General features: G+C 46.4%; 13 protein-coding genes and 1 pseudogene. 6 read left to right on the top strand and 8 right to left on the bottom strand.

What is annotated here, in order from left to right:
* Positions 1-65 precede the first annotated feature (65 nt).
* Both NC994_RS05375 and NC994_RS05370 read right to left on the bottom strand, forming a co-directional pair.
* A complete protein-coding gene (locus NC994_RS05375) occupies positions 66-989 on the bottom strand; it encodes a class I SAM-dependent methyltransferase (protein ID WP_190438488.1) in 924 nt (307 codons plus the stop codon).
* A gap of 181 nt (positions 990-1,170) precedes the next feature.
* Positions 1,171-2,838: a DUF3352 domain-containing protein gene (locus NC994_RS05370; protein ID WP_190438485.1), complete on the bottom strand. Its 1,668-nt coding sequence runs from the start codon at positions 2,836-2,838 to the stop codon at positions 1,171-1,173.
* A 512-nt stretch (positions 2,839-3,350) separates the two neighbouring features.
* On the opposite strand from NC994_RS05370, the gene ligA reads away from it, so the two are divergent.
* Complete coding sequence (gene ligA, locus NC994_RS05365) at positions 3,351-5,396, top strand: NAD-dependent DNA ligase LigA (RefSeq protein WP_190438482.1); 2,046 nt, start codon at positions 3,351-3,353, stop codon at positions 5,394-5,396.
* Between the two features lie 89 nt (positions 5,397-5,485).
* A complete protein-coding gene (locus NC994_RS05360; RefSeq protein WP_190438480.1) occupies positions 5,486-6,409 on the top strand; it encodes a DMT family transporter in 924 nt (307 codons plus the stop codon).
* Positions 6,410-6,488: 79 nt separating this feature from the next.
* Here NC994_RS05360 and NC994_RS05355 read toward each other — a convergent pair whose 3' ends face one another.
* On the bottom strand, positions 6,489-7,598 hold the full coding sequence (locus NC994_RS05355) for a calcium-binding protein (protein ID WP_190438476.1): 1,110 nt from the start codon (positions 7,596-7,598) through the stop codon (positions 6,489-6,491).
* Between the two features lie 824 nt (positions 7,599-8,422).
* Positions 8,423-8,980, bottom strand: coding sequence for a calcium-binding protein (locus NC994_RS05350; protein ID WP_190438473.1), 558 nt, complete (start codon positions 8,978-8,980; stop codon positions 8,423-8,425).
* A gap of 329 nt (positions 8,981-9,309) precedes the next feature.
* Between NC994_RS05350 and NC994_RS05345 the strand changes: the two genes are divergently transcribed.
* From NC994_RS05345 to NC994_RS05330, 4 genes are read left to right on the top strand one after another with little or no spacing between them, the layout of a single operon-like run.
* Entirely contained in the window at positions 9,310-10,212 is a 903-nt protein-coding gene (locus NC994_RS05345) for a hypothetical protein (RefSeq protein ID WP_190438469.1), read from the top strand.
* Between the two features lie 34 nt (positions 10,213-10,246).
* Positions 10,247-11,167, top strand: coding sequence for a DUF1822 family protein (locus tag NC994_RS05340; protein WP_190438466.1), 921 nt, complete (start codon positions 10,247-10,249; stop codon positions 11,165-11,167).
* 52 nt (positions 11,168-11,219) lie between these two features.
* Positions 11,220-13,598, top strand: coding sequence for a CHASE2 domain-containing protein (locus NC994_RS05335; RefSeq protein WP_190438462.1), 2,379 nt, complete (start codon positions 11,220-11,222; stop codon positions 13,596-13,598).
* A 4-nt stretch (positions 13,599-13,602) separates the two neighbouring features.
* Positions 13,603-14,385: a DUF928 domain-containing protein gene (locus tag NC994_RS05330; protein WP_190438460.1), complete on the top strand. Its 783-nt coding sequence runs from the start codon at positions 13,603-13,605 to the stop codon at positions 14,383-14,385.
* Positions 14,386-14,478: 93 nt separating this feature from the next.
* On the opposite strand, the gene NC994_RS05325 is transcribed toward NC994_RS05330, so the two are convergent.
* The 4 genes and pseudogenes from NC994_RS05325 to NC994_RS05310 form a co-directional block, all read right to left on the bottom strand.
* On the bottom strand, positions 14,479-16,206 hold the full coding sequence (locus NC994_RS05325; RefSeq protein ID WP_190438457.1) for a GspE/PulE family protein: 1,728 nt from the start codon (positions 16,204-16,206) through the stop codon (positions 14,479-14,481).
* A gap of 75 nt (positions 16,207-16,281) precedes the next feature.
* Entirely contained in the window at positions 16,282-16,479 is a 198-nt protein-coding gene (locus tag NC994_RS05320; RefSeq protein WP_190438454.1) for a hypothetical protein, read from the bottom strand.
* A 254-nt stretch (positions 16,480-16,733) separates the two neighbouring features.
* A complete protein-coding gene (locus NC994_RS05315; protein ID WP_190438451.1) occupies positions 16,734-17,396 on the bottom strand; it encodes a phospholipase A2 in 663 nt (220 codons plus the stop codon).
* Between the two features lie 219 nt (positions 17,397-17,615).
* Positions 17,616-17,769, bottom strand: a pseudogene (locus tag NC994_RS05310) (transposase); the annotation flags it as partial.
* Between the last annotated feature and the right edge of the window lie 208 nt (positions 17,770-17,977).

Here is a 17,977-nt window from a genome sequence, read left to right as displayed (position 1 = left end):
ACGCTAAGAAAAACTTTGCATCTTTGCGCGAAACGAAAAAGAAAATCTTTGTTAATGTTGAATTTTTAATTCTGCTTCACCTTGGCAATTACCGTGCGGTGACGATGAGTATTGCGGCTGATTGTCGGCGTAGTGAAACCGGAATCTACTAGCGCTTGTTCAATATTTAACGCAAAATACTCATCTAAATAAGGCTCGGTACTCTTGAGCAATGTCAAGATGTAGGGCGGCATTTTGGTATAAATCTCAGATTGAGGATTCATATCCATAATTGCCAAACAGCCACCGGGACGCAGTACGCGCCGCACTTCTCGGAAAATCTGCATAGTTGCTGACTGAGGCAACTCGTGGCACATCAAAAAGATAGAAACCAAATCGAACGAGGCATCTGGCAAACCTGTAGATTCAGCAGCAGTATGAACCCAGGAAATCGGTTTTTGGCGCTGTTGGGATTGGTACTGGGCAACTGCTAGAAAATAAGGCGACAAATCCAATCCAGTTAACTTGGCTTGAGGATAAGTATCTTGGAGGGCAAACGTACTCATTCCCACACTGCATCCCAAATCTAAAATATCTTGTGGTTGAGTAGCGATTTCGCTTTTGAGAATATCAAGATAACTCTGGCGCAGTCGGGCATCTCCTTGCGCCCCCGCATCAGGCCAAATTCCGGCGTGAACGGCATAAGCCGCAACTTCTACTTCCCAAGCGGCTTCCCAGCTTAAGTTACCGTTGTCGTAGGCATGGAACGATCGCAGGTAATATTCTGGGTAAGTCAGTTGGGGATTTTTTACTTGAGCCAGATGACTTTCCCAGTCATATTGTGAAAACGTCTGTACTTGCTTTCTCCAAGGCACTCCAATCTTCTCGGCGCGTTTGATCATCATAGAACGCGCTTGCTGCTTGGCTAGATTGGCTAATGGTTTAATCGCGAGCAATCCGTTTACCAAGCGTGAAGATAATCCAAGTTCAGTATTTACTGTGGTAGTCATAAGGTAATAGGTAATGAGTAATGGGTAATGGGTAATCGTAAGTAACAAATGACCTTGTGACCCATTTCCAATTCTGAATAAAGATGTCTCAGTAGGATGAGCTTTCATCCCACCAAAGCTTGAAGGGTGGGCATTGCCCACCCTTCAAGAATATTACCAATTACTTATTCCCAGCGACTTCCTATTTGCCCGTTTTAGGCTTGAGTGCAAGTAACACCTCAACTTGACCCGTTGATGCGTCTGGTTGAGTAACCGTCAAACCAATACCATGCATGGAATTCAGAATTGCAGTGGTTTCAGGCGTGATGGAACTCTTTTGTGCTGGTGGTAGCTGGCGATTCACCAAAGACATGGTTTTGTCCATGTCGAGGTAAAAATAGCCTGCGTTTGGCTTCTGCAAAGACCCCGTGACCGTTTTAAAAGATGTGCTATTGTCCAAAGGCTGGCTGGGCTTGTTTGCCATGACATCGGCGATGGGACCACCAATCGCCACATACATCGTGTTTTCATCTATCCAACCATGCCCTAAGAAAGCGCCTTGTTGCGGCATTTGCCATTCGGTAACGGTTTTACCCTGAATTTTTCTAGGCGCTACGGTGATTGAGTTTCCTTTAGCGATCGCATCCAGTTTGTTAAAGGTGGCTTCAGCCGTTTTGCGATCGCTGGTTTGAAATACCAAAGCTCCACCAAATCCAACGGGTGCTAAGATTCCCTTGGTCGATGGAATCGCCGCGAGAGCAAATTCTCCATCCATCCATCCGAAGATATCTTTATCTAGGTCAAGATTGACGAGTCTGAGTTGCTGTCTTGCCATGTCAAACCCCTGCTGGGCTTGGGGATCGGCTTTGGATTGTTCGACAACCGTTGCCCAAGTTTGGCTGATTCCATTTCCAGCGATGAGGGCAATTGTCTCAGCCGGAAGTTGAGACGCGACTTTGCCAGGAGAAGCCTTGTACTGAACTTTCATTACCGAGGGATCTACCTTTGCGATCGCCTTCATCCTCACACCAGCATTATCAATCCCAACACCCATCACCACCGACTGCACAGCCTTTAACTGCTTTAGGGTTTCTGGAGGAAGCGGGGGCGTATTCGGATTATTTGCCAGTGCTTGCTGCACCGTCCCCGCATAATCGGGGATATAGAATTGAGCGATGGAGTTTTGTACGTCTACACCCTTAGTCAGAAGGCTGGCTGCACCTGCTTTGCTAGCAAATGAAGGTTGTCCTTTAAAGGTATCAATGGCGAGTTGCACTGCTTCTTTTTCATCGGACATCACTAAATGACTGTCTAATAAAGCTGTGTAGGTTTTGCCACTTTTATCTGTGGTTTCCTCTATTTTGATGCCTTTGTAATCTATTTGTTTGGTTCCAGCTTTCTTGGCTTTCAGCTTATTTGCAAAACTTAAAGCACCTACTTTGTCTTTGACGCCGACCACCATTAACATCCGGACTTCCGGTGACGATTTTGGAGGTGTCGCTTGTGCCGGTTTTACAGTCGGTGATGGCAGAACGGCAAACATCACGCTACCCAGCCAAGGCTTAACATCTTTTTCATAATTGATGTTGGATTCAGCCAACATCTCTTTGTTGAAATCCTTCAGCCCTTTATCAACCAATTTTTGGGCTTCCGGAGTCCCAAACTGTTGCAATTGCGCCCAGTTTTTCGGATCGGTGGAGACAAAACCCGCCATTAATGCTTCATCTGGCACTACTTTGGCACTTGCAAGAGGGCTGGTTGCATCGCTAAAAGCACCCTTCAAATAAAGATAAGTACCGATGCCTCCCGCTACCACAACGGCAGTACCAACAATAATAGGAACTATACGATTTGGTCTTCTTTCAGACATTTAAATTTTTCCTCAGATTATTACTTCTTGTGATTGTTATTGACATATCCACAAATAGCATTGTGGATTTTGCGGATTTAGCGAGAATCGCTGTAAGAAAAATTCGTAATTTTGCTTAGTCACGATTCCGACTAACAGGATTGTTATTGGAATACTTCAACCTGATTTGGATAAACTCCGCAAACTAGAAATATGAAGTTTAAATACAAAAATCGCCTGCTGATACGAAGTGAGAGGTTTCGCGTCAGATAAGGCTAAGCGATCGCGCTCTAAAATTCTTTCAACAATAAATTCCCTCTCCTCTTTCACTTAGTAGGGGCGTGTTTATGCCCCTACTAAATGTCGCAATGCCTCGATATTTTCTGTGACTGTATGAAACCACCTTGGCTCTCGAAAAGCGGAGAGGGAGCTGGGGGCAAGGTTCCGGTTGTGTTGAAATCCATTGAGAGCCGTTCTATATCTGGTGATGGCAGTTAGACTAAAAGCGGAAACAGATAGAGTTTTAAGTAGGGATGGATGCTGTGGAAGTGACAGAGGCAGTCAAGCAGCGGGTACAGGAACTGCGACAGTTGTTGGACAAAGCCAGTTATGCCTACTATGTCCAGGATGCTCCCATCATGGAGGATGCCATCTATGACCGGCTGTATCGGGAACTGCAAGACTTAGAAGCCCAGTATCCAGAACTGGTAACACCGGACAGCATCACTCAGCGCGTGGGTGAGAAACCGGCAACTCAGTTTTCCTCGGTGCGGCACAATATCCCTCTCTATAGTTTGGAAAATGCCTTTAATATTCAGGAATTTGCCAAATGGCAGGAACGATGGCGGCGACAAGTTCCCGAACTCAATACTTTTGAATATGTCGCGGAGTTGAAAATTGACGGTTCTGCGATCGCACTCACCTATGAAAATGGCATCTTGGTGAGAGGAACCACGCGGGGGGATGGCATCGCGGGGGAAGATATTACTCAGAATGTGCGGACAATTCGCGCTATTCCCTTGCGATTGAATTTAGAAAACCCTCCCACTCACGTAGAAGTGCGCGGCGAGGCGTTTTTAGGCTTAGATGTGTTTAAGCAAATTAATCAGGAACGGCAGCAAGCTGGCGATCAGTTATTTGCCAATCCTCGTAATGCAGCGGCGGGAACCTTGCGGCAATTAGATTCTCGGATTGTGGCAAAGCGGCGGCTGGATTTCTTTGCCTATACGTTGCAAATTCCTGGGAAGAATGATGCTGAGGTTGCCCGAACTCAGTGGGAATCGTTGGAATTGCTGCAACAAATGGGATTTAAGGTGAATCCCAATCGCAAGCTTTGCCAGTCTTTAGAAGATGTTCGGGATTATTATGACGAGTGGAATACAGGGCGATTAAATCTACCCTATATGACCGATGGGGTCGTCGTGAAGCTCAATTCGATTCCGCTTCAGGAAAAGCTAGGATTTACGCAAAAGTTTCCCCGCTGGGCAGTGGCGCTGAAATACGCAGCGGAAGAGGCACCAACGCGAGTGGAAAATATTTCTATCAATGTGGGGCGAACGGGGGCGCTGACGCCGTTGGCAGAGTTGCAGCCAGTGCAATTAGCTGGGACAACCGTACAAAGAGCCACATTGCACAATATTGATTATGTGCGATCGCTTGATATTCGGATTGGCGATACGGTGATTATCCACAAAGCCGGAGAAATCATTCCCGAAGTGGTGCGCGTACTGCCAGAACTCCGCCCAGAGGGAACTCAACCCTTCCAAATGCCCACCTGTTGCCCGGTGTGCAATCAGCCAGTGGTAAAACCTGTTGATGAGGCGGTAACGCGCTGCGTGAATGCTTCTTGTCCCGCCATTCTCAAAGGGGCGCTGGTTCACTGGGCAAGCCGTAATGCACTGGATATTAACGGCATGGGCGAAAAATTAATGCACCAGTTGGTGGATAAAGGAGTGGTGAATTCGGTTGCAGATTTATACGATTTAACCGCTGATAGGTTGGGAACTTTGGAACGGATGGGTAAGAAGTTAGCCCAGAAATTGGTGGATGCGATCGCGCACTCAAAAACTCAGCCTTGGTCGCGGGTATTATACGGTTTGGGGATTCGTCACGTCGGCAGTGTCAATGCCCAAACTTTAACTCAAAAATTCACCACCGTTGAGCAACTCGCTACGGCATCCGCAGCGAATATTGAAGCAGTGTACGGCATTGGCCCAGAAATTGCCCACGCTGTTTATGATTGGTTTCAAGTCCCGGCGAATCAAACGTTAATTGACAGACTGAAAGCAGCGGGTTTGCAACTCGCCGCCGAGGTAGAAACCCCATCCGCAGAAAGTAGAAGCGTTCCCTCGCCCCTACAAGGCAAAACCTTTGTAATTACTGGTACGCTGCCGACTTTGAAGCGCGACGAGGCGAAAGCGTTGATTGAAAAAGCCGGTGGTAAAGTTACGGGTTCCGTTAGCGCCAAAACCGACTACTTACTGGTGGGGGAAGATGCCGGTTCCAAGTTAGAAAAGGCTGAAGCTTTGGGAATCACCCAACTGAGTGAAGCCGAACTGCTGGAAATGGTCGAAGATTAGATGTCAACAGCAAACACACTAAGGAAAGATTGTAGGAGCGTGCGGCACAAAACGTATCGCTCCTTTTCCCTTTTCATCAGAATATACCAATGCCACTTCACTCTAGTTCCGGTAGATGGCGATTAGGGCTAGCCTTATCGCTTGTGACTGTATTTTTGTGGGGAATTCTGCCCATTGCCCTGACGGTAACGCTACAGGTACTCGATGTTTACACCGTCACTTGGTTTCGCTTTTTGGTATCCTTTGGGCTGCTAGCCATTTATTTAGCCGCACGCAAGCAACTACCACCTGTCGAAAAATTGCGCTCAATGCCGCTGGGGTTGTTAGCGATCGCAATTATATTCTTGGCAATTAACTATATCCTTTTCCTACAAGGTTTACACCAAACTTCACCCGCTAACGCCCAAGTCCTAATTCAACTCGCTCCAGTTTTAATGGGTTTAGGAGGATTGGTTGTTTTCAAAGAACGTTATACTCTACGTCAATGGGCGGGTTTAAGCGTACTCACCCTAGGATTTGCGCTGTTCTTTCACGAACAATTAGCCAACTTAATTACAGCACAAGGTAAATATTTAATCGGCTGCGGATTAATCTTTTTTGCCGCAGTAACCTGGGCGATTTATGCTTTAGCGCAAAAGCAGCTTTTGCAAAAATTACCATCTTCAAATATTATGCTGCTGATTTATGGAGGCTGTGCGATTTTGTTTAGCCCTTTTGCCGCACCTCAACCCATTCTCACGCTGAATCCTTTACATTTAGGAATGCTGCTTTTCTGTGCTTTGAATACCATCATCGCTTACGGTGCTTTTGCTGAATCTTTGGAACACTGGGAAGCATCGCGGGTGAGTGCAGTATTAGCAACAACTCCCATTGTCACCTTAATCTCTGTATCAGCGGTGTCAATGTTTCTGCCCACCCTCATTGCACCGGAACGCCTGACTGTTTTAGGCGTGGTAGGGGCGATTTTTGTAATATCTGGCTCTATTGCGATCGCTTTAGGAAAAGCTCGATAACTTTTTCTTGCACATAACTGGAGATTAAAAGTATATTAATCCCCAGTTTTATTAGTGTGGTCAAATCCTACAGCAGTTTTTAAACAAAAACAAAGTCTTCAGAAATGACGACATCAGAGGTGTTTTTCACAAGACCAATCTGTTCGCCTTGATATAAGATATCAAGCCCATTCAAGTCGCTATTAAACTGAAGGCTATAGTCACTTGCACTGCCGAAAACTTGAATTTTATCGCCTTGACTCCAGTCAAAATCCGTGATTGCTGCGTAGCCTATCGCATCTTGGTAGAAGGCACCTGAGGTATTACCGAGTACGAAGAGGTCTGCACCAGCGCCGCCTTCGAGCGAGTCACACTCAGTATCAATATCGCTGTAAAAGCCATTGAGGATATCGTTGCCCGCACCACCGTAGAGGAAGTCATCATTAGCTTCACCATAGAGAGAGTCATTCCCATCGCCGCCATACAGAGCATCGTAGCCAGCACCGCCATACATGATGTCGTCGCCAGGCTCCGGGACGACACTATTACCAAGGATGTCGTCACCGTTACCGCCATACAAGATGTCGTTGTCATAAGAACCATCGAGCCAGTCGTTACCATCCCCGCCATAGAGATAGTCGTTACCCTTCCAAGCAACTAGAGAGTCATTACCTGCCTCGCCATATAGCGTGTCATTACCCTCCCAGCCATCTACGTAGTCATCGCCTGCTCCCGCATAAACAGTGTCGTTTCCAGTTTCTGCATATATAGAGTTGTTCTTGCTGTTACCTGTAATCGTGTTATTGAGTCCGTTGCCTGTGCCGTTAATAGCATTGCTACCTGTCAAGGTTAGATTCTCAAGGTTAGCGCCCAGAGTGAAGCTGACAGAAGATTTAACAGTATCGGTTCCTTCACCAAAATTTTCAGTGATGGTATCGCTAGTGCTGTCAACAATGTAAGTATCGTTGCCTGTACCACCTTTAAGAATGTCGTTACCTATACCACCATCAAGGGTGTCATTGCCTCCTTCACCGTAGAGGCTGTCACTACCCGTCCCACCATACAATTTGTCGTTACCAGCCTTGCCATTCAGTATGTCATTGCCAGACGTACTATTGGCATTACCACCTTGCGCCCAGCCATAGATAGTATCATCTGCCGAAGTTCCATTTTTTGTATCATTTCCAGTGGTGCCGTAGATAGTAGCCATTTTCGTTTCTCCTGATTTTCCAAAGTGATGGTTATGGTTGGTGTTTAACTGAGGGTTAAGCTTCAAAAGCCCTCTTTCTGTCTGTAACTCAAATCAAAAAGCCAGCGTTTTATGCAAAATCGCAAATATTAATTTATGTAAAAAATGCAAAATTGCTGGCTGTTAAGACTGAGTAACAATCGGAGGCTTCTGATTAAAAGCGTGACGCCCCTTGGTTCATCAGACACAACCCGATCGTCAAATTGGTGCTTCACCTGGTTAAAAGGAGAAACTTTCAACAATGGTGAACGTTCTATTAACGAGTTGCAATTCTAGTGGTACTTTCAAGACTATGGATGAGCGACTTGAGAAGCTAGTAACAGAAGCGCAACGGCACGCCCCTCAGTCTGAGGAGCGACAGTTGGCTTTAACTCAGTTGGTTGATGAAATACTGTGATCGCGCAAAAGTTGTCGTCCGCCTATTGGTCATGGTCAGCCTGTATCTAGTGTTTACAGAAGACAGGACTTACGCAAATGTCATAGCGCTTGCTGGGCGTAAGTAGCTAGCTTGCAAATTAAACAAAACTCATGCTGGGGCGGAGTCCCAGTGGGACTCTACAGTGGTGTTGTAGTTGACTGGCGAGGGTACTCCCAAAGCGGAAAATTAGAGGGCGGCTCCCACCCAACAATAACAAATGATAAATCTGCTAAAAAGATTGAACTAACGAGGTAACAATTAGGTCAGATTTAGTGCGAAAGAAGGACTCTCCCGTACTTCGGATAATCATCCGAAGTACGGGAGAGCCACCTAAATTGTTATAGAGCAGTGCCTAAAACCCATCAACCTAAATCAGAATATAAGGTGATTGGAGTGCAAAGTTGCTAGTATCCTGTACAACGGCAATCAAGTTGCCACTGTAGTAAATACCAGTATCAAGTTGTGAGCTGCCACCCCAGTTCTGGGTTTGATCAAGCGAATAGTTGCTAATACTACCACCAAGCCGAATCTTGTCGCCCTCCTGTGAGTTAAAGTCAGTGATGGTAGCAAAACCTTGGTCTAAATAACCAATCTGAGAATAAGAACCGTTGTAACCAAGCCCAAATATATCCGCTCCAGTCCCGCCAGTGAGAGTGTCACTCTCATTAGAAGATTGTCCAAGATAACCATTTAGAAAGTCATTACCCGCCTCGCCATATAGCTGGTCGTTGCCTGTACCACCATACAGCCAGTCATTGCCATTCCAGCCTCGCAGCGTGTCGTTCCCCTCATCCCCATTCAGAAAATCATTGCCATCATTTCCCCAGATGAAGTCATTTCCGCCTTTACCATAGGCAATAAGGGAATCAGGCCCCATGTAATTTTCGTAATCGTCTCCAGAACTGCCATTAAAGTATTCCGTCATTGTCTTTGTTCCTAGTTTTATAGTGGCACTTATTCAAAGCGTCCTTCTGTCTTCTGTCTATAACTCAGCTCAAAAAGCCAAAGTTTTATGCAAAATCATAAAAGTTAATTTGTGTAACAAAATGCATAAAATTCTGACTGTTTAGACTGAGTAACCATTAAAGGTTTCTAATTCTCAGTACGATAACCATGCACTTAGCGAGACGCCTTTTGGTTCATCAGACACACCCCGATCGTCAAATTGGTGCTTCACCTGGGTAGAAGGAGAAACTTTCAACAATGGTGAACGTTGTATTAACGAGTTGCGATTCTAGTGGTACTTTCAAGACTATGGATGAGCGACTTGAGAAGCTAGTAACAGAAGCGCAACGGCACGCCCCTCAGACTGAGGCGCGACAGTTGGCTTTAACTCAGTTGGTTGATGAAATACTGCGATCGCGCAAAATTTGCCGTTCGCTTGCAAGTAAACCTCTATTGGGCATTTATCAGGAAATTTACCAGCAAGTCCGACAGCAGCTATTGCACCATGTTGGCGAACAACTCAACCAATACAATCCAAAACAGATGACCGTGAGGGAATGGGCAAATCCCTTGCGGGATCTAGCTTTTAGAACAATCTTGGTTGATACTCAACTCAAACAGTTAGCGCTTGTTGCCCAAGGATACCCGCCCGATACAGAGTTACGGCAGCAAGCTTTAGGGGAACTGGTTGAGGCAATTCGGCTATCGGGCAAGCTTTGCCGCCCACATCGCGCCAGCTTTTCTGCTCAGTTTTATAACCTGCTTTATGATGAAGCCGTTAATAAAACTTTGACCTATGTCTGCCGACACATTGGCAATTACGACCCAGAGCGGGGCGATAAAAAATTTATGAACTGGGTTAATTTTCGACTAGATAGGGTATTTATAGACTGTTGCCGTGAATTTAGAGAACCGAATACTAAGGAGCTACCTTCACTGAACGAATTGGAATATATAGTACAGTCAGACGAACCAGATTCTTTGTTTGAAAAAGTGCGCGAATGCCTAGAAGAAGATCGTGAAAAAATTTTCAAGCAGACGCATATTAGAAATAGACCGGATGCTAACTTTTCAGCGATAGCCTTAGCAAGATTTTCAGGTAAAAGTTGGGAAGAAATCTCAGCAGAATTAAAAATTCCGCTGCCAACTCTGAGTTGTTTCTTTCAGCGTTGTTGTGAAAAATTTCGCCCTAAGTTCAAGCAATACGCCTAGAACCAATTGTTTTTCTTGATGAGGTGCGATACTAATGAGCGTAAATCAATTGATTATGAATTCCGAAATAGATGCTTGGACTTTCACGGTTCCGCTAGCTTTGTCAGCTCATGCGCGAGCAGAACAATTTCGACGCTATCAATCCAAACCTGATAAAGCCAAACAGGTTTATCTCAATACCTTGGCAGTGTATGCCGTGAACGTTTACCTAGAGTGCCGGGGATTTGAAACGGATTTAGAACAGAGTGCCAGTTCAGATCCGGTGATGCAGATGCTAATGGATGTTGCCGATTTAGTGGTAAAAAATCGCGGTAAGTTAGAGTGCAGACCCGTGTTGTCAGATGCAGAGTTTGTCCGCATTCCGGCAGAAGTTCGGGAGGAACGGATTGGTTATGTTGCGGTGCATCTTTCCGAATCGTTGAGGGAAGCAACACTGCTGGGATTTGTGGAAGTGGCTGCTTCCGAGATACCTTTGAGCCAGTTGCGATCGCTATCCGAGTTACCCAGATACTTGAATAAAATCAAACCCTTGGTAAAACTGAGCCAATGGTTTGAAAATATCTTTGAAGCTGGTTGGCAAGCTGTGGAAACGCTTTTAAACCCGCCACCCACAGAACTAGCTTTTAGCTTTAGAAATGCTCTTGAAGTCAAGCGGTGCAAGTTGATTGAATTGGGAACGCCGGGTCAATCTGTAGTTGCGATTGTCATGCTTACAGAACAATCCGAGCAGGAAATAAATATTAGCGTAGAGGTGCAGCCCCCAAAAGGTCAAATGTATCTGCCTTCAAATTTGCAATTAATGGTAATGGATGAGGATGGAGAAACCGTCATCGACGCCCGTGCCAGAAGCGACAATAAGAGTATTCAATTAGAATTTGATGGCGAGCCGGGAGACCATTTTGGAGTTAAGGTAGCTGTGGGTGATGTTAGCGTAACAGAGAATTTTGTCATCTGAGGGTAACAAGTGAGAAGTTCAGTCTTGACCCTTGGCTAAGGACTAATGACTAATGAGCAAGTTAATTGTCCTCAAACTAGATGGCGATTTCAACTCCGGCTTTCGGGTAACGCTGGAGATTGGAACAGAAGGCGATCGCCCCGAAACAGAAATTACTGGCAAGTTACCCAGTGCCCCCGAACTTGCCGTACAGTATAGCGGCTGGCAGTCAACCTATCGCGGCTTGGGGAAAGCTACCCGCGTCCTGAAAGCCAAATCAGCCAGGATTGATGGTTCCCTCAAAAAAGAGAAGGAAGAGTGCCGCAACCAAGCTTTAGAGTTGCGCGATCGCTTGAATACTTGGCTCAAAGCCGAATCATTTTTCTCGATCCGCGAGAAGTGGCTAGAAAAAGTCAGCACCTCCGACGAGGCGCGGGTGCTAATTCGTGCCGAAAACCAGCAGATATGGCAGATTCCCTGGCATCAGTGGGATTTGTTGGAACGCTACAGCTTTGCTGAAATTGGACTCAGTACCCTACAGTACGAACGACCCCCCCAAATTCAAACGCCCAGCTATAAAGACCAATTTAGAATCCTAGCGATTTTAGGTAATAGTGAAGGCATTCAAGTTGAGGAAGACCGAAAACAGCTAGAGAATTTACCCGGCGCAGCAACAACCTTTCTGGTAGAACCGCAACGCCAAAATTTAAACGACCGGCTTTGGGAACAATCCTGGGATATTCTATTTTTCGCGGGTCACAGTCAAACTGAGGGTGAAAGAGGGCGGATTTATCTCAACCCAACGGATAGCTTAACCCTTGACGAACTCAGATATGGCTTAAAAAAAGCGGTTGCAAATGGGTTGCAATTGGCTATTTTCAATTCCTGTGATGGTTTGGGATTAGCGCGGGAGCTAGAATCGCTGCATATCCCGCAACTAATTGTCATGCGAGAACCAGTGCCAGACCTAGTGGCACAAGCATTTTTGAAGTATTTTCTGGACAGCTTTGCCAGTGGCAAACCTCTCTATCGGGCGGTGCGGGAAGCGCGACAGCGACTGCAAGGTTTTGAGAATGATTTTCCCTGTGCCAGTTGGTTGCCAGTAATCTGCCAAAATCCGGCAGCTATGCCTCTCTTTTGGCCTGAGTTGCCCGAATCTGCACAAGAAGTTAGCCGTCCAACCTTACCTCTGTGGCGAGGTTTGCGAACTGTCTTCGCAACGAGTTTGGTTGTCACTGGTTTAGTGATGGGGATGCGATCGCTCGGAGTAATGCAAAGATGGGAGTTAGAGAGCTATGACCAGCTACTACGCCAACGTCCTTCCGAACCGGCAGATTCTCGGATTCTGCTTGTAGGAGCGGATGAAGCAGATATTCGTCAATACCAGTATCCCCTACCCGACGCCATCCTAGCTCAGGTCATTGAAAAACTAGATCGTTATCAACCGATAGCGATTGGTCTTGATATCTTTCGCGACCAACCCGTACCGCCGGGTCACGAGTCACTGGTTGCCCATTTGCAGCAGAATCAACGTCTCTTTACTGTATGCACGCTCGGAACCAGCCAAGAAGACGCTGTTGCACCCCCACCCAACAGTCCAGCAGAACAAGTTGGCTTTAATGACTTAGAAAATGACCCCCAAGGCAACACCGTTCGTCGTCATCTCCAATCCCGAACGCCAAACCCGATATCTTCTTTTTCACCTTGCGACACACCCTATTCCTTTAGTCTGCAACTTGCCTACCGATATCTGGAAGCCAAGGGCATTTCAGCAACAACGACTCCAGATAAAAATTGGCAATTTGGTAGCGTTGTCTTCAAACGTTTAGAATCTCGTAGCGGCGGGTATCAAAACTTGGATGCGCGAGGAAATCAGGTGTTGATTAATTACCGCGCTACTCCCCGAATTGCCCAGCGAGTAACCGTTAAGGATGTATTAACTGGGAAGTTAGAATCACAGTGGGTGAGGAACCGGGTGGTTCTAATCGGTGTTACGGCTGCCAGCATTCAAGACTATCACGACACTCCTTATGGCAGAATGCGAGGGCTGGAAGTTCATGCCCATCTGGTGAGTCAAATTTTGAGTGCAGTTCTGGATAAACGCCCTCTAATTTGGTGGTTGCCTCAATGGGGCGATGTTCTCTGGGTCTGGGTTTGGTCGCTGACAGGTGGAATAGTTGTTTGGATAGTGCGATCGCGAAGCCATAGCAAAGCGCGATCGCCACTACTCCTAGTTCTGACGATTTGCATCTCTGTCACTGTCTTGTATGGACTGTGCTGGGTTTTCTTACTACAAGGTGGTTGGTTGTCTTTTGTCCCGGCGACATTAGCTTTGATGCTCACAGGCGGCGCTGCGAGCCTCCTACCAAGGAGCTTTTCTAACACCTGCCCTTCAATTCCAACCCAGCACCAGAAGGCACTCCTAAATACTCATCGTTCCATTGTGGAGTAAAGCGATGAAAAACCTACCAAAAATGAAACTTGCGTTTATTACTGTTTTAGCGATCGCTAGCTTTACCAGCAACCTTGCACTGTTATGGACACAATACAGTTCGCAAGCGATCGCTGGCTTGATAGAAGCACCCAATACTGGCACACCTGATAATAATCGGATAGCGACACCTGGGGGAAGCCGTGGTGGAGCCTGCAAGCAGACAGAGCAACAGCTTACTGCCTTGATACCTGAAAAAACTACTCAAAGTTTAACGACTTCCGAGCATCCAGTTTTTTGGTTTTATATTCCTGATGTTCCCGATGACGTACATTCGATCGAGTTTTCACTGCACGATCGGAATGAGACGAAAACCTTCTACCGAACTTCTGTGCAACTAACTAAAATACCAGGAGTGATTGGTATTCCCTTACCGCCAAGTCCAAAATCCTCTCTAAAACTTAATGAAAGCTACCATTGGCGCTTTATTGTTCGTTGCACTCCGAATGAGACGCCTGAAGACGACATAGAGCTGGATGGTTGGGTGACAAGAGTTCCGCAAACCCCTAATCTTGAGAACCAAGTCATTTGGCACGATGAACTGACCAATTTAGCTAACCGCTATCTGTCTGAGCCACAAAATACTGAAGTGAAAAATGCTTGGGCAAAACTTTTGAAATCTGTAGGATTGGAAGGACTTGCTCAAGTACCTCTGATTAGTTCGGTCAGTGACACGAATCGTATTCAACTACTAGGCAGATACACCATCCGGTTTTTCCCGCCCTTACCAGAGCGGATGTTTTTCTGACAAGATAAACCGACGTTTTTGCTTCTGGTTGTTGACGATTGCTAAAAAGCGATAAGACTACCTGCTTGACAAACCGCTCATAACCTTAACTTGTCATGGATGGGCAAGCTCCTTTAAAAGACAATTTTCAGATGGCAACGGGTTTTTAAAAGACATTAAACCGCCTGAAGGAACGGCTTCCAGTTCCACCCAAGACTTGCGATACAAAGCGCTACGAGGCAAAACTCGCAGCACTTCTGCCACAGTCGTTACTCCGGTTGTTACCTTCTCAATCGCCGCCACTCGGAACGAATCAAAATTGATTTGGCTGAGGTAGCGTTGCAATTGGCTCATTGTACCTTCGTAAATAATCTGCCGCACAGTGTCATCAACGTCGAGCAGCTCAATCACCGCTTCTCGCCCCAGATAGCCAGAATTGAAACACGCACTACAGCCACGACCACGCCGCCATGCTTGGGGATTAGCCTGCTCTAACGACAAAGCGAGTACCCGTAAATCCTCCTCAGTCGGCGTGTAATGTTCTGCACAGTGAGGGCAGACTTTACGGACTAAGCGCTGAGCTACAATCCCCAAAAGAGCATCACTGATTAAACCTGGATCTGGCCCAATATCTTTTAGGCGGGGAATCGCACTTGCGGCATCATTAGTATGCAGAGTAGTCAGCACCAAATGTCCGGTGAGCGCCGCCCGTATTGCTGTCTCAGCCGTTTCGCAGTCCCGGATTTCCCCCACCATAATAATGTCTGGATCTTGGCGCAAAATCGCTCGTAAGCCAGATGCAAAGGTCATGCCCGCTGCTTCATGTACCTGGGTTTGGGTAATGCGGGGTACTACGTACTCCACGGGGTCTTCCACCGTGACGACGTTGACGTGTTCTGTGGCTACCGCTTGCAGACTGGTGTAGAGATTACTGGTTTTACCCGACCCAGTGGGGCCTGTAAATATAATCATGCCTTGGGGCTGCTTTAACCATCTCTTGTAAGTTGCCAGAGTTTTTTTGGAAAATCCCAAGCTTTCGATATCAGAAAAGGGATTCTGCTGCGGAAGTAAACGAATCACGGCTTTCTCGCCACCGACGCAAGGGAGAAGACTGACACGCATATCCAGTTTGACTTCTGTATCTTGGCTAGAGGCATACTTCTCTCCAATTCGACCATCTTGAGGACGGCGGCTTTCCGAGATGTCCATGTTAGACATGACTTTGAGGGCAACGATCGCTTTGCGGCTAATTTCTGGTGGTAGGGTGGTAATATCTCGCAGAATGCCATCAATGCGATAGCGGACTCTTAACCCCTCTAGCGTAGGTTCTAGATGAATATCGCTGACTCGGTTACGCAAAGCAGCGGAAAGGAGGGTTTTAATCCGACTAATTTGGTCAGCGGCTTTAGAGAGATACAGTTCTGTGACTTCGCTGATGTCTTCTTGCTCTGCCTCTCCTGTGAGAGGGTTAATGAGTGTTGATGCGCTGATCGAGTCAGCGTTGAAATTTTGGGTAAGGAACCAAGCACGATAGCTCTTCTCGGAAATAGGAATAATTTTGATATCTGTGAGAGTGCGATCGCTCAGTTTTTTGATATCAATATCTGAAAAAGTAACTGAGCTACCCAGGAAATAACAGTTGCGCCAGAGCAATAAGGGAATTACAGGAGGCAAAGCCTTGCGAGAAGGAAATTCACGGAAAAATCGATGACTAACTTCTGAATCGAGTCTTTCAAAGTTAACAAGTCCTCGCTCATTTACCAATAGATTCAGGGCTGACTCGCAGGTGATTTCACGATTCTTCAGCTTAGCCCAAGCGGATGAAATAGTAAGGGTTTGCATTGTTTTGCTCCCAAAAATAAACAGCGATGTGGAATGACTTTAAGGTTTGCTCCGGAGTGCGAGCAACTTTCTCTGCTATTCTTTCTCGTTCCATTTAACGGATGTTGTCCTCACATTGCGGTTATTCGGCATAAAAGTCAGGACTATGGCAGTTTGACCTGGGCTAAGTGCCGGTGGCTCAGTGAAGATGGAAACCCGCTCAATCACACTGTTGTTCCCAAGAACTTCATAGTTAACCTTGGCGTTGTAGACAGTTTTGCCAGTTTTATTCATTGCACGACCAATTAACTTTGTGAGTCATGTCGCTGAAAAATCGTATTGGAGGGAACGTTGACTTCAGACGACTTCTCTATTTCCTAAGAACTTTGTCCTGTCAGCTTTAGAATCGCTGCATAAGCAGATGCGAATTCACTAGAGCGTCGGTTCGTTAATAATCAAAACCTCGATTTTCCGTTGGTGATGAGCGTCCAATTGCCCATTTTTCCATATGCTGGATCGCTGAATCGGCGCTCTAGCTCTTTGCGTCGTTAGCTGTTATCGAGACGGGCAGCAGCCTGGGTGTTGTCATAGGCAGCTTGGGAGCGAGTTTCTGGGGTTACGCACACGTGGTCACTAGGAAAAGCTTCACGCCAAACGTAACCATAGATGCAAGTATCAGATCCGTAAGCGCCACCGTTTGGATTTCTGCGGGCAGCAGCTTGGCTGTTGTCATAGGCGGTTTGCGAACGAGTTTCTGGGGTTACGCACACGCGATCGCCAGGAATAGCTTCACGCCAAACGTAGCCATAGATGCAAGCTTGGCCGTTATAGTAGGACTTAGAAAACTGCTTTACGGCCTCATAATATGTTCTAGCTAAGCCTCGGCAAGGCCAGCGCTGAGGGTTGTACCAACTATAGGTGTTGTTACAGTATTGCTGCATTTCTTGTAGAAATCTGTCATCGCATACCTTTCTAGAAATACCCGACCCGCTGCTGTAACAAATGTCATGGTTGTTGCAAGCCTGCCCGAAGCTGAACACACCCAACACCCTGTCTGGTACATAGCTGCATCCATTTGTTGATGAGTTTGAAGTTTGAGCTTTGACTTCAGGCACACTACCAATTAGTCCACTGAACACAACCACTATCACACTTGGAACAGTCACAAGGCGATGATAAAAAGATCGGCGGGGGGATAATAAATGACGCATGGATTACTCTCCTTAAGTGCTGATTGCCGGTTGTACTCTAAGAGAGCCTGGAATTAATTCTCGTATCTCTCTAGAGCCTCTTTTAGACTTGTAGTCTGAACTGAGGGTTAACCTTCCTTTCCCTCGTTCTATCTATTACTCAACTTAAAAAGCCAAAGTTTTATGCAAAATCCTAAAAATTAATTCATGTAAAAAAATACATAGTTACAGGACGTGTCATCAATTCAACCTGATGACCGCAGCAGCGAGGTGAACCGCACCGAGAAAGTTAACCGCACGCTTGTCGTAGCGCGTTGCAATCGCTCGATACTGCTTGAGTTTGGCAAAAAAGTTTTCAATTCCCTTGACGGGCTTTGTACAAATGAGTGTCGTAGACTCGCAACGTCGTGCGGTTGCGACGTTGCGGAATCACGGCAGTCTTGCCTTCAGCCTTGAGTCGGTCAATCACCCGCTCGTCGGCATCATAGCCCTCACGGGGTGACAACCCCGTCAAAAGCCTAGTGCAAGCGCTCCTGAAGCCAAGTTGCGGTAAAAAAAGATGGGGTCACTCTTGTTAAAAAGCCCCATCTGTTAAAAATGCT

Origin of the sequence: Trichocoleus sp. AS-A1, assembly GCF_039962015.1 — a bacterium.
GTDB lineage: Bacteria > Cyanobacteriota > Cyanobacteriia > Cyanobacteriales > FACHB-T130 > FACHB-T130.
Note: the sequence above shows the minus strand (reverse complement) of the source record. Positions and strands in the feature narration are given on the sequence as shown.

Excerpts from the sequence above, each read along its gene's own strand:
- NC994_RS05375 (WP_190438488.1), bottom strand. The coding sequence starts at position 989 with ATGACTACCACAGTAAATACTGAACTTGGATTATCTTCACGCTTGGTA.
- NC994_RS05370 (WP_190438485.1), bottom strand. The coding sequence starts at position 2,838 with ATGTCTGAAAGAAGACCAAATCGTATAGTTCCTATTATTGTTGGTACT.
- ligA (WP_190438482.1), top strand. The coding sequence starts at position 3,351 with ATGGATGCTGTGGAAGTGACAGAGGCAGTCAAGCAGCGGGTACAGGAA.
- NC994_RS05360 (WP_190438480.1), top strand. The coding sequence starts at position 5,486 with ATGCCACTTCACTCTAGTTCCGGTAGATGGCGATTAGGGCTAGCCTTA.
- NC994_RS05355 (WP_190438476.1), bottom strand. The coding sequence starts at position 7,598 with ATGGCTACTATCTACGGCACCACTGGAAATGATACAAAAAATGGAACT.
- NC994_RS05350 (WP_190438473.1), bottom strand. The coding sequence starts at position 8,980 with ATGACGGAATACTTTAATGGCAGTTCTGGAGACGATTACGAAAATTAC.
- NC994_RS05345 (WP_190438469.1), top strand. The coding sequence starts at position 9,310 with ATGGATGAGCGACTTGAGAAGCTAGTAACAGAAGCGCAACGGCACGCC.
- NC994_RS05340 (WP_190438466.1), top strand. The coding sequence starts at position 10,247 with ATGAGCGTAAATCAATTGATTATGAATTCCGAAATAGATGCTTGGACT.
- NC994_RS05335 (WP_190438462.1), top strand. The coding sequence starts at position 11,220 with ATGAGCAAGTTAATTGTCCTCAAACTAGATGGCGATTTCAACTCCGGC.
- NC994_RS05330 (WP_190438460.1), top strand. The coding sequence starts at position 13,603 with ATGAAAAACCTACCAAAAATGAAACTTGCGTTTATTACTGTTTTAGCG.
- NC994_RS05325 (WP_190438457.1), bottom strand. The coding sequence starts at position 16,206 with ATGCAAACCCTTACTATTTCATCCGCTTGGGCTAAGCTGAAGAATCGT.
- NC994_RS05320 (WP_190438454.1), bottom strand. The coding sequence starts at position 16,479 with ATGAATAAAACTGGCAAAACTGTCTACAACGCCAAGGTTAACTATGAA.
- NC994_RS05315 (WP_190438451.1), bottom strand. The coding sequence starts at position 17,396 with ATGCGTCATTTATTATCCCCCCGCCGATCTTTTTATCATCGCCTTGTG.